This is a genomic window from Promicromonospora sp. CA-289599 (assembly GCF_050936155.1).
Classification (GTDB): Bacteria; Actinomycetota; Actinomycetes; order Actinomycetales; family Cellulomonadaceae; genus Promicromonospora.
The window spans coordinates 3,233,107-3,254,892 of record NZ_JBNJNI010000001.1 but is presented as its reverse complement, the minus strand read 5'-3'; the positions used below and the strand labels follow the sequence as shown (position 1 = coordinate 3,254,892).

The following is a 21,786-nucleotide window of genomic DNA, read 5'->3' as shown; positions in this document are numbered from 1 at the left end:
TCGGCCCCGCGTGCATCCGCCACCCACGCAGCGTCAGAGCGCAGCGGCCCGCGTCGCCGCGTGGAACGCCAGGATCTGCAGCTCGCCGCCGACGTCGACCGAGCGCACCACCACGTCGTCCGGCACCTGGAGCGCGACGGGCGCGAAGCTGAGGATCTCGCGGACGCCCGTGGCCACCACGGCGTCGGCCACGTCCTGGGCCACGTGACCGGGCAGCGCGAGCACGACCATGCTGACCCGCTCGCGCTGGATGACGTCGGCGACGGAGCGCACGTGCTCCACGGTCACGCCGGCCACCCGGGTGCCCACGACGTCGGGCGACGCGTCGAGCAACGCCACCACCTGGAAGCCGCGCGTCGTGTAGCCGGAGTAGTTCGCGAGGGCGTGCCCGAGGTTACCGATGCCGACGATCGCCAGCCGGTGCTCCGTCTCGAGCCCCAGGGCGACCGTGATGTAGGACGCGAGCGACTCGACGTCGTACCCGACACCGCGCGTGCCGAACGAACCCAGGTAGGACAGGTCCTTGCGCAGCTGCGCCGAGCTGACGCCCGAACGCTCGGCGAGCTCGGTCGACGAGGTGAGGGCCACCCCCTCGGCCGCGAGGTCCCGCAGGGCGCGCAGGTAGTAAGGCAGCCTCCCTACGGTTGCTGCCGGAACTGTCCCGTCACTGAGTTCGACCACGTGCTGCTCCCCTCCCCGCGACCACTGTGTCGCGGGCGTACGCACACACTGCCGGGATGATCATGCCAGGAGGCGGGCCAGACGCGCACCGTCCACGCGCCAGAAACCTTGCTGGACCCCGTCCACCTCGACCACGGGGACATAGTCCCCGTACTTCTCCCGCAGTGCGGGCGCGCTGTCGATGTCGACCTCGCGCCATCGGGCTCCTGCGCCCTCGCACACCCGCACCACCACGGCGCGTGCGTCTTCGCACAGATGGCACGCCTCGCGTGTGTACAGGACTACCCGGGCATCGGCAGGACTTGTCACGACCCGAGGTTACGTCACGCGCGGGACCGGACGGTCCGTGCCCGGCAACCGTGCGTCCGCCCACCGCACGCCCCAGGCCAGGACCAGGAAGACCACGGCGACGAGGGTCGCGTTGGTCAGCGCGGGGCCGTAGCCGAGCACGGTGACGTCGAGGAAGGGGTACGGGTACCAGCCCGTAGCCGCTCCCCGGACGAAGGTGTGGACGAGCCACGCGATCGGGTAGACGACCGACCACCACACGGTCCGCATGCTCACCCGGGGCCGGGGTCCGACCCACAGCCAGACGATGACGGCGAGGAGCGGGGCAAGCACGTGCAGCATCGTGTTCGCCACGGCGCCGGACGGCGTCAGCGTCACCAGGCCGCGCAGCACCGTGTTGTAGACGATCCCGGTGACGGCGATGCAGAGCAGCCCGTCGAGCCGCAGTACCCGGAAGACCGGGCCGTCGCGCCGGGGGTCCAGCGCCAGCGCCAGCGAGACGCCGCCGATCAGCAGGTTCGACTCGATGGTGAAGTAGCTGAAGAGCCGGACGATGCGCTCCGCGTGCGTGGGCGCGATACCCGGGCCACCGACGATGGCGGTGACGAGCTCGATCGTGAAGCCACCGAGGGCGAGCACGGCCACCAGCAGGTGGAGGATGCGCGCGAGGGTGGCCCGGCCCGACCCGCTGATCTCTTGGCTCACGCCCCGGTTCTATCACCGGCGGTCCCTGCCTGCCCGGTGTGACCTGCACTACGTGGCGCGCGGATAGAGTGGCCTCCATGCCGTCGACGCACCCCTCGTCCGCCACCGCGGCGTTCTTCGACGTCGACAACACGATCATCCGCGGTGCGAGCGCTTTTCACCTGGCCAAGTCCGCGTACCAACGCAAGTTCTTCGGCACGCGGGACATCCTCAGGTTCGCCATGATCCAGGCGCGCTACCTGGTGCGGGGCGAGAACAAGGAAGAGATCGACGAGGTGCGCAACCGTGCCCTGTCGCTGATCGCGGGCCGCAGCGTCGCGGAGATCGCCACCCTCGGCGAAGAGGTGTGGGACGCCGTCCTGTCGCTGCGGATCTATCCGGGCACGCGCCGCCTGCTCGACGAGCACATCGCAGCGGGCCACCAGGTCTGGCTCATCACCGCCACGCCCGTGGAGATCGCACAGCTCATCGCGCGCCGGCTGGGCGCGACGGGTGCGCTCGGCACCATCGCGGAGCACAAGGACGGGTTCTACACCGGCCGGCTCAACGGCGACCTGATGCACGGCCAGGCCAAGGCCGCGGCCATCGTCGACCTCGCGAAGATCAACGAGATCGACCTCGACGAGAGCTACGCGTACGGGGACTCGCTGAACGACCTGCCGATGATGGGCGCCGTGGGCCACCCCTGCCCGATCAACCCCGACCTGCGGCTGCGCCGGCACGCGCAGGAGGTGGGCTGGCCCATCCGGGAGTTCCGCGGCCGGTCGCAGCGCGCGGCGGGCCGTGGCGTGCGGACGGCTTCCTGGGCCGGCGCCGCATGGGTGCTGGGTCTGGTGCTGCGGGCGGCTCGCCGTCGGCTGCGCGGGCAGTAGCGGGGCAAGACCACACCCGACACGAAGAAGGCCCGGCCCACAAGGGGCCGGGCCTGCTCGTCACGCGCCCGAGGGCGCGAGCGTCACTTCTTGTTGCGGCGCTGGTGGCGCGTCTTACGAAGCAGCTTGCGGTGCTTCTTCTTCGCCATACGCTTGCGGCGCTTCTTGATGACGGAGCCCATAGGTCCTCGCAATGTTCGATCGGTCGGCGGCAGCCCGACGACGGGCCGCTCAGCGAAATGGTCCACGGTTGGTCCGGGACAGTGACGCCAGGGAGTGACGATGGCCGACCAACACGAAAGGGAGTCCGCTCACTAGGCTACCTGGTCTGAGGCGCGCCCCGTAATCGGCGGCGGTGTGAGGTGCGCCGAACCGGTACCGAAGCCGTCCCGAACCTGTCCCGAAGCCGGTCTACGGCCTCGCGGCGAACCGTTCGAGGAGATCCGCGTGGCCGGAGCAGACGAGCAGGTCGTTGGCGGAGATCCGCGTCTCCGGCGTCGCGTAGACAAAGTCGACACCCGGCGACTTCACGCCGATCACCGTGATGCCGTACCGCTTGCGGATGTTGGACTGCGCGAGCGTGAAGCCCTGCGCCTCCTTGGGCGGGCGCATCTTGACGATGGTGAAGCCGTCCTCGACCTCGATGTAGTCGAGCAGCTTGCCGCTCACGAGGTGGGCGACGCGCGAACCGGCGTCGGCCTCCGGGAAGACGACGTGGTGGGCGCCGATGCGCGTCAGGATGCGGCCGTGCTCCGCGGAGATCGCCTTGGCCCAGATCTGGGGCGTGCCGAGGTCCACGAGATTGCCCGTGATCAGCACGGACGCCTCGAGCGACGAGCCGACGCCGACCACTGCCACGCCGAAGTCCTTGGCGCCGAGCTGCTCCAGCGCCTCCGGGTTGGACGCGTCGGCCTCCACCAGCGGCAGCCGCCCGGACCACTGGGCCACCAGGACCGGGTCCTGCTCGACGGCGAGCACGTCCTGGCCGAGCCGGTCCAGGGTCGAGCCGAGCGACGACCCGAACCGCCCTAGTCCGATCACCAGCACACCCGCATCCCGCTCGGGCTTCTTCTCCGGCACGGTATTCCTCTCTAGCCGTTTGTCAGACGTACAGGTCACCCTAGTGACCCGTGCGCCTGACACTCTCGTCGGTTACCCGATAATCGGGCGTTCCTCGGGGAAGCGTACGATGCGCCGCCGGTCGCGGAGCGCAAGCACCGCGACCACCGTGACCGCGCCGGTGCGCCCCACGAACATGAGGAGAGCCAGCACGTATTTTCCGGCGTCGGGCAGCTCGTGCGTGATGCCTGTGGACAGGCCGACGGTCGCGAACGCCGACAGCACCTCGAACAGCACCTGTGACAGCTGAAGATCAGTGACCTCCAGCAGGGCGATGCACGAGACGAGCACGATGCTCGCCCCCGTGAACACCACCGCGATGGACAGCCGCAGGACGTCCCGCGGGATGCGGCGGCCGAATGCCTCGATGTCGCGGTCGCCGCGCGCCTCGGCGACGATCGCCAGCAGCATGACGGCGAGCGTGGTCACCTTGATGCCTCCGGCGGTCGACGCCGACCCGCCGCCCACGAACATCAGCGCGTCCTGGATCAGCCAGCTCGACTGCGTCATGGCGCCGACGTCGACGGTGCTGAACCCGCCCGAACGCGGCATGATCCCCGCGAAGAGGGCGGCCAGCAGCTTCTCCCCGAGGGTCAGGGGCCCGAACGTGTCCGGGTTGGCCCACTCCAGCACCAGCAGCAGCAGCGCGCCGACGACGAGCAGCGTGCCGCTCGTCACGAGCGTGAGCTTGCTGTGCAGGGAGAGTCGCTTGGTCCAGTTGCGCCAGCGCTGGCCCGGCCGGGGCAGCGCCCGCTGGAGGTTGAGGATCACGGGAAAGCCGAGCGCACCGATGAACACCCCGAGGGCGATCGGCAGCACGAGCGCCCAGTCGCCGACGTGCGGCATCAGGCCCTCGGTGGTGGGCACGAAGCCCGCGTTGTTGAACGCGGAGATCCCGTAGAAGAGCGCGTGCCAGGCGGCGGTGCCGACGTTCTCCTCGATGACGACCAGCCGGGGGAAGATCAGCAGGGCGATCGACAGCTCGAGCGTGGTCGCGGTGATGATGATGACCCGGATCAGCGAGCCGACGTCGCCCAGCCGGCTCGTCTTGGTCTCGGACGCCGTGAGCAGCTTCTGCGTCAGCCCGATCTTGCGCGACACGATCATGCCGAGCAGCGAGGCGACGGTCATGATCCCGAAGCCACCGACCTTGATGCCCGCGAGGATGACGATCTGCCCGTACAGGGACCAGTAGGTCGCCGTGTCCTGGACCACGAGGCCTGTCACGCACACGGCGGAGACAGCGGTGAACAGAGCGTCGACCAGACGGGCACCCTCGCCGTCGGCGGTCGCGAACGGCACCATCAGGAGCCCCGCGAACAGCATGACCACGCACGCGAAGACGGTGACCGCCAGTCGTGCCGGCGCCCGGAAGGCGAGCTCGTCGACGAGCTCCCGCAGCCCGAACAGCCGGTCCCGCAGGCTCCCCGCCATCCGCTCCGCTCCCTCCACCATGTGCTGTCGATCGACGCCCTACTCTGCCACGCCACAGGAGCCGTGCTGAGCAGAAACCCGCAGCAGGCCGCAGGTCCGTTACCGTGGGCGGGTGCACCTCGCCCGGCTGGTCTGGAGTCCGCGACTGCTCGAGTACGACTTCGGACCCGGGCACCCCATGTCGCCCACCCGCCTCGACCTCACGATGCGGCTCATCGAGGCGCTCGGCCTGCTGGACCAGCCCGCGCTCGAGCTGGCGTACGCCGAGCCGGCGTCCGACGCCGTGATCGAGACGGTGCACGACGCCGGCTACGTGGCCGCCGTCCGGCATGCGGGGACGACGCTGGAGCCGAACGTGGCGCGCGGGCTGGGCACCGACGACGACCCGCTGTTCGCCGGGATGCACGAGGCCGCCGCACGCCAGCTGGGCGGGTCCGTCGACCTCGCCGACGCGCTCTGGACCGGCGAGATCGCGCACGGCGTGAACATCGCCGGCGGCATGCACCATGCGATGCCCGGCGCGGCCTCGGGCTTCTGCGTCTACAACGACGCCGCGGCCGCCATCCGCCGGCTGCTGGACCGGGGCGCGGAGCGGGTCGCCTACCTGGACTTCGATGCGCACCACGGCGACGGGGTGGAGGCGATCTTCTGGGACGACCCCCGCGTGCTCACCGTCTCGGTCCACGAGGACGGTCGCACCCTGTTCCCGGGGACCGGCGCCTCCGCCGACGTCGGGCAGGGCTCCGCCGAGGGCAGCGTCGTCAACATCCCGGTCCCGGCCCGCACGACCGGCCCGGCCTGGCTGCGGGCGATCGACGCCGTCGTGCCCGCCCTGGTCCGGGAGCACCGGCCGCAGGTGATCGTCTCCCAGCACGGCTGCGACGCCCACGGGCGGGACCCGCTCTCCAACCTGAACGTCTCGGTGGACGCGCAGTGGACCGCACAGCAGTGGACGCACGCGCTGGCGCACGAGCACGCCGACGGCCGCTGGCTGGCCCTCGGCGGTGGCGGCTACGCGGTGTCCGACGTCGTCCCGCTCGCCTGGGCGGCCCTCGTCGCCGAGGTGGCGCACGTACCCCTGGAACGCGGCGCCGAGCTGCCAGCCGTGTGGCGCGACGCCGTCGAGGCCATGGGCTTCGAGGCCGCGCGCACGCTGGGCACGGCCGATGTGCCGTTCCGGAGCTGGCGCGACGGCTACGACCCGGCCGACGACGTGGACCGCGCGGTCCAGGCCACCCGCCGCGCGGTGTTCCCCCTCCATGGCCTGGACCCCCTCCTGGACTGAGGGCCGCCCCGGCCCGGGCTGGTCGGCAGTTCGTCAGGTGGTCGGCAGCTCGGAATGCCGATCACCTGACGTATTGCCGACCGCGCGGCGGAGTACATGCTTTGTTCATCCGGGTCCGGGAACATCCGGCCCATGCGACGTCGCTTCGCCGCCCTGCCGGCCGCCCTGCTGCTCCTGTCCCTGCTCGCACCGGCCACGGCCGTAGCGGGCGACGGCGGCGGGCACCGCCCCACCGTCACCGTCACCACCTCGGTGGAGACGCCGCCGCTGTACGACGACGAGGCCGGCGGCAACGCGTCGGGCGACGACCCCGCGATCTGGGTCCACCCGAAGCACTCGGACCGGTCGCTCGTCGTCACGACGGCCAAGGAGGGCGGCCTGCGCGTCTACTCCGTCGCCGCGACCGAGCTGCAGTCGGTCGCGGCAACGGCCGCCCCGCGCGCGGACGGCGTGCCCGGCCGGTACAACAACGTGGACATCGCCTACGGCCTGGACGTCGCAGGCAGGAAGACCGATGTCGCCGTCGTCTCGGACCGGTACAACGACCAGGTCCGCTTCTTCGCCATCGACCCGGCCGGGTCCGACGCCGCGCAGCCGCTCACCGAGGTCACGGCCCCCGAGCTGGAGTTCCTGTTCAGCCCCGACCGCGAGACGGTCGCCGAGGACCAGACGGCGTACGGCCTGGCGGTCTATCAGCGCCGCGGCCGGACGTACGCGGTAGTGACGCAGGAGGGCAGCACCAACATCGCCACGGCGCGGATCACCACCGGCCCGGACGGCGTCGGCTACACCGACGTGGAGCACCTGGCGATGCCCGGCGAGTTCGCCCTGCCCGACGGCACCACCTGGGTGCCGTGCGAGGAGCCGGGCGTGGAACCGCAGCTGGAGGGGCTGGCCGTCGACCGCCGCACCGGCACGCTGTACGCCGCGCAGGAGGACGTCGGCCTGTGGCGGGTTCCGCTCCCCCTCGGCTCGGGCGAGCCGCGGCTGGTGGACCGGGTGACGGACTTCGGCGTGCACGACGCCTACGACCCCGAGACCGAGGAGTGCGCCCCGGTGGACCCGGAGGTGCCGTCGTACGGGGGCAAGAACCTGACGGCCGACGCCGAGGGTGTGGACATCTGGTACGGCCCCGGCCGCAAGGGCTACGTGATCGTGTCCAGCCAGGGTGACGACACCTACGGTGTCTACGACCTGCGCGGCCGCAACCGCGCCCTCGGTACCTTCCGGGTCGCGGGCGACGGCGTGGACGACGTCGACGGGTCGGACGGCCTCGCGGTCTCCAACGCGCCGGTGGGCGAGTACCGGTCCGGGCTGCTGGTCACCCACGACGAGCCGGAGACGGGCCCCGACGTCGACCCGGGCCGCGAGGAGGACGCCACGGGCTTCTCGTACGTCCACTGGGGCGACGTGGCCAAGGCGCTCCGCCTCCACTGACCCGAGCCAGCTCAGGCGGTACGACGGCGGAGGGTGAGCACGCCCAGCAGCACCGCACCCACTATGAACAGGACGATCACGCCGACGGCGCCGCGGATGTCCGCCCACTCGTCCCCCGCCGCCAGCGACGTCATCGCCTCTATCGCATAGGTGAGCGGGAACACGCGGGACAGCCACTCCAGCACCTGCGGCATCTGGTCGCGCGGCATGAGCAGGCCGCAGGTGATGAGCTGCGGAAAGATGATCGCGGGCATCATCTGGACCGCCTGGAACTCGCTGCGCGCGAGCGCCGACGCGGCCAGGCCGAGGGTGCAGCCGAGGATCGCGTCGAGCAGCGCGACCACGACGACGAGCCAGAGCGGGCCCGCCACGTCCATCCCCACGAGGAGCGCGAACCCGACCACCACGAACGCCTGGACCAGCGCCAGCGCCGCGAATGCGAGGCCGTAGCCCGCCACGAAGTCGCCCTTGCGGATAGGCGTGGTCATGAGCCGCTCCAGCGTGCCCGACTGCCGTTCGCGCAAGGTTGCCACGCTCGTGACCAGGAACATCACGATGAGCGGGAACAGGCCGACCAGCATCGGGCCGAACCTGTCGAGCACCTGGGGCTGGTCGTCGAACATCCAGGCGATCAGGCCGATCAGCAGGCAGGGCAGCAGGATGATGAGGGCTACCGTGCGGTGGTCGCCGCGCAGCTGGGACAGCACGCGGCTCGCGGTGGCGAAGGTCAGGTTCATCGCGCCGTCTCCTCGGTACTCTCGCCGACGCCGGCGGCCGGCTCACCAGCGGCGTCGATCAGGGCGAGGAACGCGCGTTCGGCGTCGGGTGCCCCGGTGGTGGCCAGCAGGTCGTCGGGAGTGGTGTCGGCGACGAGGGCACCGGACCGCATGAGGAGCAGGCGGTCGCACTGCACCGCCTCGTCCATCACGTGGCTGGACACCAGGAGCGTGCACCCCGCGGCCGCGAGCCTCCGGAACACGGCCCACAGGTCGCGGCGGAGGACCGGGTCGAGGCCCACCGTCGGCTCGTCCAGCACGAGCAGCTCGGGCCCGCCGACCAGCGCAGCAGCCAGGGAGACCCGGGAGCGCTCGCCGCCCGAGAGCGTGCTCACCCGCTGCTTCTCGTGCCCACCGAGATCGACGGTTCCCACGGCGGTCGCCACCGCCTCGGCTGGCGAGGGGACCCCCGCGAGAGCCGCGAAGTACCTGAGGTTCTGCGCGACGGTGAGGTCGGTGTAGACGCTGGCGTCCTGCGTCATGTAGCCGACCCGGCGCCGCAGCGCCGGGGTGCCCGCCGCGCTGCCGAGCACCTCCACGGTGCCGGTCACGTGGTCCTGCACACCCACGACGGAGCGCATGAGCGTCGTCTTGCCGGAGCCGGACGGCCCCATCAGCCCGACGACGGATCCGGCCGGCACCGCGACGTCCAGCCCAGCGATGATCGGCCGGCCGCCGCGAACCACCCGCAGGTCACTGATGACCACCACGTTATTCCTCATGTGAGGAATTGTGCTCTCGTGTCCGGCTACCGCGCAAGGTCTCCCGTGAGGTAGCGCTGGATGGTGGGCCCGGCGAGCGCCGCGACCTCGGCGGGTGTCATCGAGGCGATGGGCTCCACGGGAACGAGGAACCGCGTCATCATCAGCCCCGCCATCTGGGAGGCGACGAGGGCGGTGCGCAGCGGCGCGTCCGGCGCGTCGAGCGTGCGCATCACCGGGCCGAGGATCGCCGCGCCGATGAACTGGGGCAGCAGCCCGCGCAGCCCGGGGTCGGCCATGACGGCGGGCACGGCCATGCGGACCATGGCGCCGCCGTCGAAGCCCCAGGCGCTCAGGACGGTCTCGACGAGCCGTTCTCCCAGCGTCTCCAGCGGGCCGTCCACGACCCGCTCCATCAGCTTGTCGGGCTCGATCTCCGTGACGCCGAGCGTGGCGGTCAGCAGCCGCGCCTTGTCGGCGAACCAGTGCCGCACGGTGCCCGGGTCGACGCCGGCCCGCCGGGCGACCGACCGCAGGGACGCCGCCTCGTACCCGCGCTCCAGGAACTCCGCCCGGGCGGCGGTCAGGATCTCGGCGCGTGCGTCCTGCCCGGCGGGACGCCGTCCGCGGCGCGAGGTGGGAGCGAGATCGGCCATCCCGCCATTCTCGCCCAGGCACGACGACGCGAGGGTCTCGACAGGCTCGACCACCGGTGGTCGAGCCTGTCGAGACCCTCGCGGTTCTCTGGCCGGCAGTCAGCCGTCAGCGCGCGGCTGCGGCCCGCCGCTTGTTCCAGACGTCGAAGGCGACAGCCAGGAGCAGGACGACGCCCTTGACGACCTGCTGCACCGACTGGTCCACGCCCATGAGCTGCATGCCGTTCGACATGACGGCCATGATCAGACCGCCGACCATCGCGCCCGTCACGGTGCCGATACCGCCGGTCACGGCGGCACCACCGATGAAGCACGCCGCGATCGCGTCGAGCTCGAACATGTTGCCCGCCGCCGGCTGTGCGGCGTTCGACCGGGCTGAGAACACGATGCCCGCGATCGAGGCGAGGAAGCCCATGTTCACGAACATCCAGAAGTTCACGCGCTTCACCCGGACGCCGGAGAGCTGCGCCGCGGCAAGGTTGCCACCGATGGCGTAGACGTGGCGGCCGAACACGCTGTGCTTGGTCACCGCCGTGTAGACCATGACCAGCACGGCCAGGATGATCAGCACCGCGGGCAGGCCCCGGTACGTGGCGAGGTTGTACGCGAACCACATGACGACCGCCGCGACGACCACGAGCTTCAGCACGAAGAACACGGCCGCCTCGACCGTCTGCTTGTACGCGATGCGCGCGCGGCGCTGCCGCCACGAGTTGTACGCGAAGCCGAGCACACCGATGGCGAAGATGACGAGCGTGAAGGTGTCGTACCCGTAGCCCCCGAGCAGACCGTTGAGGAATCCGTTGGCGATCGCGTTGTACTCCGCCGGGAACGGCGAGAGCGAGACGTTGTTGAGCACCTCGAGCGTGAGACCACGGAACAGGAGCATGCCTGCCAACGTCACGATGAACGCTGGGATGCCCACATAGGCCACCCAGAACCCTTGCCACGCCCCGACCAGCAGTCCCGTACCGAGAGCAGCGAGCACGCCCACCCACCAGGGCTGACCGCCACGGATGACGATCATGGCGGCCACGGCTCCGGTGAGTGCGACCACCGAGCCCACCGACAGGTCGATGTGCCCGCCGATGATGATGATCACCATGCCGATGGCGAGGATGAGGATGTACGAGAACTGCAGCACGAGGCTGGTCAGGTTCCGCGAGCTGAGCAGCAGGCCGTCGGTCAGCACCGAGAACAGCACGATGATCAGCACGAACGCGATGTAGATACCACTGGTGCGGATGTTCCGGGTGAACAGGTCCCGGAGGTTCGTGATGCCGGTCATGCCTTCGTCTCCTGTGTGTTCTCCTGGGTCATGAGAGCCATGAGTCCTTCCTGGGTGGCTGAGGCCACGTCGACCTCGCCGGTGATGCGGCCGAAGGCCAGGGTGTAGATGCGGTCGCAGATCCCGAGGAGCTCGGGGAGCTCCGAGGAGATGACCAGCACGGCCTTCCCGTCCGCGACCAGCTTGTTGATGATGGTGTAGATCTCGTACTTGGCGCCGACGTCGATGCCGCGTGTGGGCTCGTCGAGGATCAGTACCTCAGGGGCGGTGTACAGCCACTTGGACAGCACGACCTTCTGCTGGTTGCCACCCGAGAGCTTGCCCACCTCCACCAGCACGTTGGGGGTGCGGATGCTCATGGAATCGCGGTACTCCTCCGCGACCTTGAGCTCCTCGTTCTCGTCCACGAAGCCGTTCTTCGACAGCTTGCCGAGGCCCGCCGCCGAGATGTTGCGCCGGATGTCCTCGATGAGGTTGAGCCCGTACTGCTTGCGGTCCTCCGACACGTAGGCGATACCGGCCTTGATCGCGTCCGGCACGGTGCGGGCGTCGATCTTCTTGCCGTGCACGTACGCAGTGCCGGAGATGTCCCGGCCGTAGGAGCGGCCGAACAGCGACATCGCGAGCTCCGTACGCCCGGCGCCCATGAGGCCGGCGATGCCGACGACCTCGCCGGCCCGAACGTTCAGGTTCGCGCCCTTGACGATGACGCGCCCGGGCTGGGTCGGGTGGTACACCGTCCAGTCCTCGACGCGCAGCACCTCCTCGCCCGGATGCGACTCGCGGCTGGGATACCGGTTGTCGAGATCGCGCCCCACCATGCCGCGGATGATGCGGTTCTGGATCGCCTCGGACGAGCCACCCGCCTCGGCCATGTCGAAGGTCTCGATCGACTGGCCGTCGCGGATGATCGTGGTGCGGTCGGCGATCTCGGCGATCTCGGCGAGCTTGTGAGAGATCATGATCGACGTGATGCCCTCGCTCTTGAACTGCCGGAGCAGCTCGAGCAGGTGCTCGGAGTCGTTGTCGTTCAGCGCCGCCGTCGGCTCGTCGAGGATGAGCAGGCGCACGTCCTTGGAGATGGCCTTGGCGATCTCCACGAGCTGCTGCTTGCCGACACCGAGCGCGGAGATCGGAACCGTGGGCGACTCGCTCAGGCCCACCCGCTCCAGCAGCACTGCTGCCTCGGAGTTGGCCCTGTTCCAGTCGATGGCACCACCGGTGCGACGACGCTCGTTGCCGAGGAAGATGTTCTCGGCGATCGACAGGTACGGGACGAGCGCGAGCTCCTGGTGGATGATCACGACGCCGCGGGCCTCGGAGTCGTTGATGTTGCCGAACTGGGCGTTCTTGCCGTCGAGCACGATGTCACCGTCGTAGGTGCCGAACGGATACACCCCCGACAGCACCTTCATCAGGGTGGACTTGCCCGCCCCGTTCTCGCCGCAGATGGCGTGGATCTCGCCCCGGCGGACAGTGAGGTTGACGTCCTGGAGCGCTTTGACCCCAGGAAATGTCTTGGTGATGCCGCGCATCTCGAGGATGTCGGTCGGCGCCGAATCGGCCATGCCAGTCCTTGTCGCGTACTTGTCGCCAATAGTGATGTTGCGGAGTGCCCGACGCCGGTGGTCGAGCTTGTCGGGACCTGGGTCCCGACAAGCTCGACCACCGGACGACCGCAAGAAGTCAGCGGCGTCGAACCGTTACTGCCAGGAGGTCAGTCCTACTCGTCGACCTGGCCGGACGCGACCTCTTCCTCGGTGAGGTAGCCGGACTCGACCAGCTCGGCCTCGAGGTTGTCCTCGGTGACGATCACCGTGGGGAGCAGGAACGACGGCACGACCTTCACGCCGTTGTCGTACGTCTCGGTGTCGTTCGCCTCCGGCTCGTTGCCCTCGAGGAACGCCGTAGCCGCGGTGACGGCCTGCTCGGCGAGGAGCCGGGTGTCCTTGAAGATGGTCGAGTACTGCTCGCCGTCCACGATCAGCTTGGCGGAGGCCGCCTCGGCGTCCTGGCCGGTGATGATCGGCATCTCCAGGTCACCCTTGCCGTAGCCCGAGTTCTTCAGGGCGGTGATGATGCCGCGCGACAGCACGTCGGCCGGGGCCAGCACGCCGTCGATGGTCTGGTCGCCCTTGGTGTAGGTCGACGTCAGCAGGTTCTCCATACGCTCCTGCGCACCCTCCTGCTCCCAGCGCTGGATCGCGACGGTGCCGAACTCGGTCTGCTCCGAGGGCACGACGAGCGTCTTGTCGTCGATGTACGGCTGGAGCACCGACATCGCGCCGTCGAAGAAGAACCCGGCGTTGTTGTCGTCGGGCGAACCGGCGAAGAGCTCGACGTTGAACGGGCCCTCGGGGGCGTCCGCGGCGGGCTCGCCGTCCTCGCCCAGGATGCCGAGCCCGGTCAGCAGCGAGGTGCCCTGCTGCACGCCGACCTCGTAGTTGTCGAAGGTGACGTAGAAGTCCACGTTCTCCGAGTCGCGGATGAGGCGGTCGTACGAGATCACCGGGATGTTCGCGGCAGCGGCGGCGTCAAGCTGCGTACCCAGCGTGGTGCCGTCGATGGAGGCGATGATGAGCGCCTCGGCGCCCTTGTTGATCATCGCGTCGATCTGCGCCTGCTGGGTCGGGATGTCGTCACCCGCGAACTGCAGGTCGACGTCGTACCCGGCCGCCTTGAGACCCTCCTCGACAGCACCGCCGTCCGCGATCCAGCGCTCGTACGTCTGGGTGGGCATCGCCACGCCGACGAGGCCACCCTCTTCGCCGTCACCGGCACCGCCACCGCCACCAGCGCCGGCACCGCCGCCGCCACATGCAGCGAGCGAAACAGCCATCGTGCCCGTCGCCAGCGCAGCCAGACCGCGCTTGGCCCACAGCTTCCTTGCCATGACATCTCCTCTTCGAGTTTGCCCGGGCAACGTCTCTGCAACCCGGCCGACTTCACATTGTGAACGCAACAGATTGTGAACGCTCACACGTCTGTTGGTCAAAACCGGGTCGGCTGAACTTAGCCAGAACCGACCGGTGACCGTGCCCACCGTAGCCGTGGTAGGGGGCTGGTAAGGGGAACTTACTGGATGGTTACGGCATCGATACAGTCAACTCTTGAATCCGGGAACCGACGTCCTGGGTAGTCCGCCTCACCGAACGCTCCCAAGATCACCCGGGAGATCACCCGGAAGCGGAGCCGGATCTCACCCGCTGTCAGGAGATCGGCTGTTCCAGCTGCCGGCTGCCCGACCCCTCGCCGACCACCCGCACGAGCTCCGTGCCACCCGGCTGGACGCCCACCACGCGGCTGTCCTGGCCCGGCACGACGTCGCCCGTCGACTCCCGTCCGATGATCCGCGAGTCCGGCACCACCCTCCGGAACGGCGCCGGATCGCCGGTCGCGCCGATGCGCTCCAGCAGCAGCTCGACGGCGGTGCGCGCGATCTGGTCCCGGCCCGGGTCCACCGAGGACAGCGCGGGAACCGCGTACTTCGCGTCGTCGACGTCGTCGAACCCGATGAGCGCCACCTGACCCGGGACGTCGATCCCGTGGGCGTGCAGGGCGTGCAGGGCGCCGAGCGCGAGCGCGTCGTTGAGCGCGAAGACCGCGTCGATCTCTACGCCCGCGTCGAGCATGCGGCGCATCGCCTCCGCGCCGGTGGAACGGTGCCAGAGGCCCGCCTCCCCGATCAGCGCCGGGTCGTGCGGCAGGCCGGCCTCCGCCAGCCCTTCCAGGTAGCCGGTGGTGCGCAGCGCCGCGGACCCGACCTGCTCCCCCTCGTGCCCCCCGATCAGCGCGATCCGACGGCGGCCGAGCGACGCCAGGTGCAGGGTCGCCGCCTTGGCGGCCGCCACGTTGTTCATCGTCACGTGGTCGGCGGGCGCGCCGAAGACGCGCTCGCCCAGGATCACTATCGGGAAGTCGACGGTGAACAGGCCGATGTCGTCGGGGCCGAGCGCCAGGGGCGAGAAGATCAGGCCGTCCGTGAGGTGCCTGCGCCGGCCCGAGAGCACGTCGGTCTCCCGCTCGCGGCTGGCGCTCGTCTGCTCGATCAGCACGGTCCACCCGGCGGAGTCAGCGGCGGAGATGACGGAGTCGGCAAGCTCCGCGAAGTACGGGAGCGAGAGCTCGGGAACCGCCAGCGTGATCAGCCCCGTGCGGCGCGTGCGGAGGTTCCGGGCGGACATGTTGACGCGGTAGCCCAGGTCCTCGATGGCGGCCTGGACCCGCTCCCGGGTCGCGGCGCGGATGTACGGGTAGCCGTTCACCACGTTCGACACCGTCTTGATCGACACGCCTGCGCGCTGCGCCACGTCGTGCATCGTCACAGCCACGCTGCCAGCCTCCGCTTCCGAGTTTCCCCACAGGGTAGAGGACGGCCGTCGCTCACGCGTCGCCGATCGGATAGTGTGCAACGTTGTAGAACGACCGATCGATCCAGCGAGGAACAATGACGACCTCCCGCACCCGCGTGCTACTGCACCCCGACTTCACGGTCGGCACCGTCGACCGCCGCCTGTTCGGCTCCTTCGTGGAGCATCTCGGGCGTGCGGTCTACACGGGCATCCACGAGCCGGGCCACCCGACGTCCGACAGCCACGGTTTCCGCCGCGACGTCGCCGACCTGACGCGCGAGCTCGGCGTCACCACCGTCCGGTACCCGGGCGGCAACTTCGTCTCGAACTACCGGTGGGAGGACGCCGTCGGGCCCGTCGAGCAGCGCAAGCCGTTCCTCGATCTCGCGTGGCGCACCGTCGAGCCCAACACCGTGGGTACCGACGAGTTCCTGCAGTGGGCCGAGCGCGAGGGCATCGAGCCCATGATGGCCGTCAACCTCGGCACCCGTGGCGTCGAGGAGGCAGTGGCCCTCCTCGAGTACTGCAACGGCGAGGCGGGCACCCGCTGGGCCGACCTGCGCATCGCGAACGGCCGCGAGAAGCCCTACGGCGTCAAGCTCTGGTGCCTGGGCAACGAGATGGACGGCCCGTGGCAGATCGGGCACAAGGACGCGCACGAGTACGGGAAGCTCGCCCGCAACGCCGGCGCCGCGATGAAGCTCGTGGACCCGTCCATCGAGCTCGTCGCCTGCGGTTCGTCGTCCATGGGGATGCCCACGTTCGGCGAGTGGGAGCGCACGGTCCTGGAGTACACGTACGACCTCGTGGACCACATCTCGATGCACGCCTACTACGAGGAGGTCGACGGCGACCGCGCGTCGTTCCTCGGGTCGGGTACCGCGATGGACCGCTTCATCGAGCGGGTGGTGGCCTCGGCGGACGCCGTCGGCGCCCAGCGCCGCTCCGACAAGCGCATCACCATCTCGTTCGACGAGTGGAACGTCTGGTACCTGGAGACCCGCTTCCCAGGCGAGGCGAACCTGCCGATCCAGAAGGACGCGCCCCGCATCATCGAGGACGTCTACTCCGGGCTCGACGCCGTCGTCGTGGGTGACCTCCTGGTCACGCTGCTGAACCACGCCGACCGGGTGCCGGTCGCGTGCCTCGCGCAGCTCGTCAACGTGATCGCGCCGATCATGACCGAGCCGGGCGGCGAGGCCTGGCGGCAGCCGACCTTCCACCCCTTCGCGACGACGGCGCGCCTGGCGCAGGGCGAGGCGCTCGACCTGCGTGTCTCCACGTCCACCATCACCACCAAGGCCCACGGCGAGGTGCCTGCCGTCACGGCGGCGGCCACCCTGGCCGACGGCGCCGTCGCGCTGTTCCTGACCAACCGCTCCGCCGAGCCGGTCGAGGTGGAGCTCGCCCACCTGGGTGCGGCACTCGAGGTCACCGAGGGCTGGACCATGACGGCCGACCACGGGCCCGCCGTCGCCGGGCCGGAGCACGCGGAGAAGGTCGCCACGGAGCACTGGGGCGCGTTCGACGTCGCCGGTCGCATCGCCACGGGCGACGGCGCGACGACGAAGGTGACGCTGCCCCCGGAGTCCTGGACCGCCCTGTCGGGCACCCTCACCTCGGTCTGAGATCCGCCGGAGTAGAGCGCGCGTCCGGACAGGCGCTCTACTTCGGCGGGCGGGTCAGATGCGGCAGGTCACTTGTCGGTCCCGAAGCCGAAGCCGCCGTCCGCCTCCGCGGCCCGCCAGAAGTCGCGCAGCATCTCCTCCGGGGTGTGGAGGTTGTGCCGGCTCGCCACCGGTTCCTCGTCGCCCGAGATGGCCTTGACCTCGTCGTGGATGCGCTCCATCGAGGTGTCGAGCGACCAGGCGACGTCCGCCGCGAGCTTGAGCGAGTCCGTGAGGTGGCGGGGCACGTCGCCGTCGTACTTGTAGTAGATCTTGTGCTCCAGGCTGGCCCAGAAGTCCATCGCGATCGTGCGCAGCTGGATCTCGACGATGACGTCCTCGACCCGGTCGGACAGGTAGACCGGGATCTGCACGATGAGGTGCAGCGACTTGTACCCGGTCGCCTTCGGGTGCTTGATGTAGTCGCGCTCCTCCAGCAGCGTCAGGTCCGCCTGCTTGAGCAGCATGTCGCGCACCAGGTAGATGTCGTTGACGAAGCTGCAGGTGATCCGGACGCCGGCGATGTCGAACATCTTCGCCCGGACGCCGTCCGGCGTCAGCGGGATGCCCTTGCGGCGGCACTTGGCGACTATCGACTCGAACGACTTGAGCCGCGAACCCACGTGCTCGACGGGGTTGTAGTTCTGCATGTGCCGGAACTCGTCGCGCAGGATCGAGACCTTGGTCATCACCTCGTCGATCCCGAACTTGTAGGTCAGCACCAGGCGGCGCAGCTCTGCGACCAGCTTCCGGAGCTCGGCTGGATCAGGTGTCGGGTGTTCCCGGAGGTCCTCGGGCAGCGTGCTCACGGAGACCACCGTACGGGTTGAGGGTGCTGCTGTGGGGCTCAAGCGGAGGTCCGCCCGTCGACGGCGGGCGGACCTCCGCCAGGGAGCACTCCGAGTCAGCTGCCGGTGGCTTCCGCGAGCCGGAGGAACGTGATCGAGTGCGGTGCGAAGTCGTAGCTGAACTCCGTGTCGTCGCCCGGCCGGGACACGTCGAGCGTCGCGCTGCCCTCCACCGGCACGATTCGCTCCGGTTGCGTCTTGGTGTTCATGGCCGACGGCGCCCCGCTCATCTCGATGACCTCGGCGTCACCGTCCACCGCGTACCCGTCGACGTTCACCGCCGTACGCGCCACCGACTCGTACGGGTTGACGACCTTGAGCACCAGCTCGCCGGTCTCCGCGTCCCGCGTGACCACCTGGTACAGCGACTCGGTGGTCGGTTCGGTGTACGTCATCTGCAGCTCACCGTCGAGGTACATCTTGATCGTCCGGCCCGACACCACCACCTTGACGTGGTAGTCCCGTCCCGTCTCCAGCGAGTGCCCCTCGCGCGCCGCGACCTCGCCCTGCCTGCCGCCATCGGCCCGCTCGAGCGCCTGTCGTGAGTTGCCCCAGCCGCCCAGGTTCCACCAGTAGAAGTCGTCCGCCGCACCAGCGGCGAACCCGACCAGGAAGCCCTCGTTGCCGCTCAGCTTCCGGGCGTCGAGCTCCAGGGTGTAGTTGTCCCAGCCCTTCGCGTAGGCGTCGGTGATGAGCGAGCGAGCGTCGGCGACGTTCCCCGACTGCACGTACTCGCCGTCGGAGACGGCCCAGGACCCGGCCTGCGGGTCCCACTGCGACGCGTCGTCGAACGTGTCCGAGAAGAGCACCTCGCCGGACTCGTTGCTGGTGACCTGCACGTCGTCGTAGGCCGCCTGCGTCTCCCAGGTCGACAGGAAGACGCCGCCCGAGATGTCCGCGGGGGTCTCCTCCGGGCCGTCGTGCGTGGAGGGGACCACCTGGTCGCCGGTGTTCGTCATGAACATCTGCTGCGTGTAGTACGACGTCGAACCCCACGACTCGTCGTTGTCGAACCACATCAGGTCCGGGGACCACTGGACGTAGTCCTCGTTGGCGAACATCGGCGCGTAGGAGGCCAGCTCCACCAGGTCGGCGTTGCGTTCGATCCCCGTCATGTACGCGGCCTCCGACAGCGAGTTGGACCAGGCGTTGCCGCGCGAGGCGTACTCGCCGAGGAACACGTGCGGGCCCTCGCGGTCGTACGAGTCGTACCGCTCCGTGTTCGACAGGAACCACGACGGGTCGTTGTAGTAGTGCTCGTCGACCATCGCGACGTCCTGCTCGCGGTTGAAGTCCCAGAGCTCGTCGAACCGGGCGCCGGCGTCGTCCGGACCCGAGTTCGAGATCACGGTGACCTCGGGGTGCGCCGCCTCGACGGCGTCCCGGAACCGCGGGAAGTTGGCCTCGAACGTGCGGGTGTTCTCCTCGTTGCCCAGGCCGATGTACTTCAGTCCGAACGGGTCGGGGTGGCCCAGCGCGGCGCGCTTGGCGCCCCACTCGGTGTCCACCGATCCGTTGGCGAACTCGATCAGGTCGACGGTGTCCTGCACCCAGCGGTCGATACGGACGTCGTCGGTCATCTCGGGGATGTTGCTGCCGCACCCGTTGGCGCCGACCGACAACACGGGCAGCGGCGACGCCCCCAGGTCCTCGGCGAACTCGAAGTACTCGAGGTAGCCGAGGCCGTAGGTCTGGTTGTAGCCCCAGAAGTTCCAGTTGGTCGGGCGCTCCTCGACCGGTCCGATGGTCTCCTTCCACTGGTACGTCCGACGGCGGTCCGCGCCGTCCGACTCCAGGTAGGTGTCGAACGTGCCGACGTTGGTGACGCAGCCACCGGGGAACCGCAGGAAGGACGGCTCCAGGTCGGCGACCTTCTGCGCGAGGTCCGCACGGAGCGGCGAGCGCCCGTTGACCGGGCCGTCCCACGTGTCGCGCGGGAACAGGGAGACCATGTCCAGGCGCAGCGTGCCGGCCGCTCCGCCCGTCACGACGAGCCGGGCGTCGTTGGCGGTGCCGGTCGCGGTGAGCTTGGCCGTGTGCTTCTTCCAGCGGTTCTTGCCGTTGACGTTGATCGTGGTGGAGCCGTAGGTCTTGGCGCCGTCCGGCGACTCGAGGCTCACCGTGAGGCGCTGCTTGCGCTCCGCACGCGCGAACACCGAGAAGTCGTACTTCTTGCGCTTCTCGATCGCGAACCCCTCGTTGTAGCTGGCGTTGCGCACGCCGACGCCGGGACCGTCTGCCTCGACGGTCAGGTAGGCGCGGTTGGCGTCGTTGAGCCACTCGGCCCGCTCGGACTGCACCTGCGCGGTACCGGTGGACCCGCGCCGCTGCACCACGTCCCATCCGGTCATGCCGGTGAAGCTCGCGTTGTCCGTCGCCGCGAACTCGAACGACCGGTTACGGACCAGCTCGGCGTACAGGCCGCCGTCGGCCGCGTAGTTGATGTCCTCGTAGAAGACGCCGTACAGGTCGTCGCTCATCTCCGTGCCGGCTGCCGCGGCGTCGACGTCGAGCGTGTGCTCCTGCACCGGGGTCTCGGCCGGCGGGTACGCGGCCACGAGGCGCTCCCGTTCCTCGGCCGTGATCGGCAGGACCGTCCCGTGCCGGGGGCTGGCCGGCAGGATCGCGTCGAGGTTGGCGGTCCACTCGCCGCTGCTCAGGTCATCGGACTCGAACAGCATGTAGCCCTGGCCGCCGTGGTAGCTCGGCTGGTCCTGCAGGAGGAACCAGCGGTCGTCGGTGAGCGACGGGAACAGCGTGGGCCCCTCACCCCCGGTGAACGTGCCGCCCCACGGGTTCGGCTGCCCGAACCCGACACGCTCCTCGATGAGGTCCCAGCCGTCCCCGTCGGACACGCCCTGCGTACGGCGCAGGTCCGTCGACGACTCCTGGCGCATCCCCATGTACGACTCGTCCTTGGTGAGGCGGTAGTAGACGCCGTCCTCCTCCTGGACCGTCGAGTCGATCATGCCGAGGCCGTCGCCCTGCGGCTCGTCGATCCACGGCCGAGGCTCCGAGAACGTCTCGAAGTCCGTGGTGGTCGCGTAGAGCATGCGCTGGTACGAGGTCCGGATGTCGCGCTCCGCGGGCGGGACGTCTGCCGGGTACAGGGCGGAGGCCCAGTAGACGACGAACTCGCCGGCCGCCTCGTCCCAGTACGCCTCCGGCGCCCACAGGTTGCCCGCGTTCTCGGGCGCGAGCTCGATCTCGCGCTGCTCGCCCCAGCTCACCAGGTCGGTCGACTCCCAGACCATGAGCGAGCGGCTGCCCGTCTCCTGGGCGTCGCCGAAGTTGCCGCCGCCGTAGATCTGCAGGTCGGTCGCGAGCAGGTAGTACGTGCCGTCGCCGCCGCGGATCAGGAACGGGTCGCGCAGGCCCTTGGTGCCGAGCGTCGAGCTGAGCACCGGCTCGCCGCCGTTGAGCGTGGTCCACTCCAGCGGGTCCGGCCCGTCCGAGACGGCGAACGAGATGGTCTCGCCGTCGGCGGTGGACTCGCCGGTGAAGTAGGGGAAGAAGTAGGCGGCGTAGTCGCCCTCGGCCGCCGTGGACGACGCCGGAGCGGCGTCCGGTGCAGCGTCCGGTGCGGCGGCGGAAGGCGCCACCGCTCCCGCCAGGCTCACCGCGAGCGCGGCGCCGATCGCGAGCGCACCTCTTCTATATCGTTGTAGATGCATATC

The 21,786-nt window shown here is 69.6% G+C and carries 19 protein-coding genes; 4 read left to right on the top strand and 15 right to left on the bottom strand.

All coding sequences use genetic code 11. The features are described 5' to 3' along the window. Window positions 1-33: 33 nt before the first annotated feature. From ACQEVI_RS14390 to ACQEVI_RS14380, 3 genes are read right to left on the bottom strand one after another with little or no spacing between them, the layout of a single operon-like run. Window positions 34-681 (bottom strand): redox-sensing transcriptional repressor Rex, encoded by a 648-nt coding sequence (locus ACQEVI_RS14390; RefSeq protein WP_432899970.1) that lies wholly within the window; start codon window positions 679-681, stop codon window positions 34-36. 60 nt (window positions 682-741) lie between these two features. Beyond that, window positions 742-990 (bottom strand): glutaredoxin family protein, encoded by a 249-nt coding sequence (locus ACQEVI_RS14385; RefSeq protein WP_357456393.1) that lies wholly within the window; start codon window positions 988-990, stop codon window positions 742-744. Window positions 991-999: 9 nt separating this feature from the next. After that, window positions 1,000-1,674, bottom strand: coding sequence for a Pr6Pr family membrane protein (locus ACQEVI_RS14380; protein ID WP_432899967.1), 675 nt, complete (start codon window positions 1,672-1,674; stop codon window positions 1,000-1,002). A gap of 77 nt (window positions 1,675-1,751) precedes the next feature. On the opposite strand from ACQEVI_RS14380, the gene ACQEVI_RS14375 reads away from it, so the two are divergent. Further along, window positions 1,752-2,546: an HAD family hydrolase gene (locus ACQEVI_RS14375; protein WP_432899964.1), complete on the top strand. Its 795-nt coding sequence runs from the start codon at window positions 1,752-1,754 to the stop codon at window positions 2,544-2,546. Window positions 2,547-2,629: 83 nt separating this feature from the next. Here ACQEVI_RS14375 and ACQEVI_RS14370 read toward each other — a convergent pair whose 3' ends face one another. The 3 genes from ACQEVI_RS14370 to ACQEVI_RS14360 form a co-directional block, all read right to left on the bottom strand. Beyond that, window positions 2,630-2,728 (bottom strand): 30S ribosomal protein bS22, encoded by a 99-nt coding sequence (locus ACQEVI_RS14370; protein ID WP_003792170.1) that lies wholly within the window; start codon window positions 2,726-2,728, stop codon window positions 2,630-2,632. Between the two features lie 229 nt (window positions 2,729-2,957). Then, window positions 2,958-3,626, bottom strand: coding sequence for a potassium channel family protein (locus tag ACQEVI_RS14365; RefSeq protein WP_432899961.1), 669 nt, complete (start codon window positions 3,624-3,626; stop codon window positions 2,958-2,960). Between the two features lie 72 nt (window positions 3,627-3,698). Next, window positions 3,699-5,099 (bottom strand): TrkH family potassium uptake protein, encoded by a 1,401-nt coding sequence (locus tag ACQEVI_RS14360; protein WP_432899958.1) that lies wholly within the window; start codon window positions 5,097-5,099, stop codon window positions 3,699-3,701. A gap of 112 nt (window positions 5,100-5,211) precedes the next feature. Here ACQEVI_RS14360 and ACQEVI_RS14355 point away from each other — a divergent pair, with 112 nt between their 5' ends. Both ACQEVI_RS14355 and ACQEVI_RS14350 read left to right on the top strand, forming a co-directional pair. Continuing rightward, window positions 5,212-6,384: an acetoin utilization protein AcuC gene (locus tag ACQEVI_RS14355; RefSeq protein WP_432899955.1), complete on the top strand. Its 1,173-nt coding sequence runs from the start codon at window positions 5,212-5,214 to the stop codon at window positions 6,382-6,384. 132 nt (window positions 6,385-6,516) lie between these two features. After that, entirely contained in the window at window positions 6,517-7,821 is a 1,305-nt protein-coding gene (locus ACQEVI_RS14350) for a phytase (RefSeq protein WP_432899952.1), read from the top strand. 11 nt (window positions 7,822-7,832) lie between these two features. Here ACQEVI_RS14350 and ACQEVI_RS14345 read toward each other — a convergent pair whose 3' ends face one another. From ACQEVI_RS14345 to ACQEVI_RS14315, 7 genes are all read right to left on the bottom strand, one after another. Then, on the bottom strand, window positions 7,833-8,558 hold the full coding sequence (locus ACQEVI_RS14345) for an ABC transporter permease (RefSeq protein ID WP_432899949.1): 726 nt from the start codon (window positions 8,556-8,558) through the stop codon (window positions 7,833-7,835). Further along, the gene (locus ACQEVI_RS14340) at window positions 8,555-9,319 is read right to left on the bottom strand and encodes an ABC transporter ATP-binding protein (RefSeq protein ID WP_432899946.1); all 765 of its coding nucleotides are present in this window, start codon (window positions 9,317-9,319) and stop codon (window positions 8,555-8,557) included. The genes ACQEVI_RS14345 and ACQEVI_RS14340 overlap by 4 nt, the downstream gene beginning before the upstream one ends. Window positions 9,320-9,345: 26 nt before the next feature. Further along, the gene (locus ACQEVI_RS14335) at window positions 9,346-9,954 is read right to left on the bottom strand and encodes a TetR family transcriptional regulator (protein ID WP_432899943.1); all 609 of its coding nucleotides are present in this window, start codon (window positions 9,952-9,954) and stop codon (window positions 9,346-9,348) included. Between the two features lie 106 nt (window positions 9,955-10,060). Beyond that, the gene (gene mmsB, locus ACQEVI_RS14330) at window positions 10,061-11,242 is read right to left on the bottom strand and encodes a multiple monosaccharide ABC transporter permease (RefSeq protein ID WP_432899940.1); all 1,182 of its coding nucleotides are present in this window, start codon (window positions 11,240-11,242) and stop codon (window positions 10,061-10,063) included. Beyond that, the gene (gene mmsA / locus ACQEVI_RS14325) at window positions 11,239-12,810 is read right to left on the bottom strand and encodes a multiple monosaccharide ABC transporter ATP-binding protein (RefSeq protein WP_432899937.1); all 1,572 of its coding nucleotides are present in this window, start codon (window positions 12,808-12,810) and stop codon (window positions 11,239-11,241) included. Before mmsA ends, mmsB begins: the two co-directional genes overlap by 4 nt. A gap of 155 nt (window positions 12,811-12,965) precedes the next feature. Continuing rightward, on the bottom strand, window positions 12,966-14,135 hold the full coding sequence (gene chvE / locus ACQEVI_RS14320; protein ID WP_432899934.1) for a multiple monosaccharide ABC transporter substrate-binding protein: 1,170 nt from the start codon (window positions 14,133-14,135) through the stop codon (window positions 12,966-12,968). A gap of 316 nt (window positions 14,136-14,451) precedes the next feature. Continuing rightward, window positions 14,452-15,573 (bottom strand): LacI family DNA-binding transcriptional regulator, encoded by a 1,122-nt coding sequence (locus ACQEVI_RS14315; protein ID WP_432899932.1) that lies wholly within the window; start codon window positions 15,571-15,573, stop codon window positions 14,452-14,454. Between the two features lie 116 nt (window positions 15,574-15,689). Here ACQEVI_RS14315 and ACQEVI_RS14310 point away from each other — a divergent pair, with 116 nt between their 5' ends. Next, window positions 15,690-17,222 (top strand): alpha-N-arabinofuranosidase, encoded by a 1,533-nt coding sequence (locus tag ACQEVI_RS14310; protein WP_432899929.1) that lies wholly within the window; start codon window positions 15,690-15,692, stop codon window positions 17,220-17,222. A 68-nt stretch (window positions 17,223-17,290) separates the two neighbouring features. On the opposite strand, the gene ACQEVI_RS14305 is transcribed toward ACQEVI_RS14310, so the two are convergent. Together ACQEVI_RS14305 and ACQEVI_RS14300 are read right to left on the bottom strand one after the other, a co-directional pair. After that, window positions 17,291-18,070 carry a GTP pyrophosphokinase gene (locus ACQEVI_RS14305; protein WP_432899926.1) on the bottom strand — a complete coding sequence of 260 codons (780 nt, stop codon included), beginning with the start codon at window positions 18,068-18,070 and terminating at the stop codon, window positions 17,291-17,293. A gap of 95 nt (window positions 18,071-18,165) precedes the next feature. Next, the gene (locus ACQEVI_RS14300; RefSeq protein ID WP_432899923.1) at window positions 18,166-21,783 is read right to left on the bottom strand and encodes an alpha-L-arabinofuranosidase C-terminal domain-containing protein; all 3,618 of its coding nucleotides are present in this window, start codon (window positions 21,781-21,783) and stop codon (window positions 18,166-18,168) included. Window positions 21,784-21,786 lie beyond the last annotated feature (3 nt).

Excerpts from the sequence above, each read along its gene's own strand:
- ACQEVI_RS14375 (WP_432899964.1), top strand. The coding sequence starts at position 1,752 with ATGCCGTCGACGCACCCCTCGTCCGCCACCGCGGCGTTCTTCGACGTC.
- ACQEVI_RS14370 (WP_003792170.1), bottom strand. The coding sequence starts at position 2,728 with ATGGGCTCCGTCATCAAGAAGCGCCGCAAGCGTATGGCGAAGAAGAAG.
- ACQEVI_RS14360 (WP_432899958.1), bottom strand. The coding sequence starts at position 5,099 with ATGGCGGGGAGCCTGCGGGACCGGCTGTTCGGGCTGCGGGAGCTCGTC.
- ACQEVI_RS14350 (WP_432899952.1), top strand. The coding sequence starts at position 6,517 with ATGCGACGTCGCTTCGCCGCCCTGCCGGCCGCCCTGCTGCTCCTGTCC.
- ACQEVI_RS14345 (WP_432899949.1), bottom strand. The coding sequence starts at position 8,558 with ATGAACCTGACCTTCGCCACCGCGAGCCGCGTGCTGTCCCAGCTGCGC.
- ACQEVI_RS14340 (WP_432899946.1), bottom strand. The coding sequence starts at position 9,319 with ATGAGGAATAACGTGGTGGTCATCAGTGACCTGCGGGTGGTTCGCGGC.
- ACQEVI_RS14335 (WP_432899943.1), bottom strand. The coding sequence starts at position 9,954 with ATGGCCGATCTCGCTCCCACCTCGCGCCGCGGACGGCGTCCCGCCGGG.
- mmsB (WP_432899940.1), bottom strand. The coding sequence starts at position 11,242 with ATGACCGGCATCACGAACCTCCGGGACCTGTTCACCCGGAACATCCGC.
- mmsA (WP_432899937.1), bottom strand. The coding sequence starts at position 12,810 with ATGGCCGATTCGGCGCCGACCGACATCCTCGAGATGCGCGGCATCACC.
- chvE (WP_432899934.1), bottom strand. The coding sequence starts at position 14,135 with ATGGCAAGGAAGCTGTGGGCCAAGCGCGGTCTGGCTGCGCTGGCGACG.
- ACQEVI_RS14310 (WP_432899929.1), top strand. The coding sequence starts at position 15,690 with ATGACGACCTCCCGCACCCGCGTGCTACTGCACCCCGACTTCACGGTC.
- ACQEVI_RS14300 (WP_432899923.1), bottom strand. The coding sequence starts at position 21,783 with ATGCATCTACAACGATATAGAAGAGGTGCGCTCGCGATCGGCGCCGCG.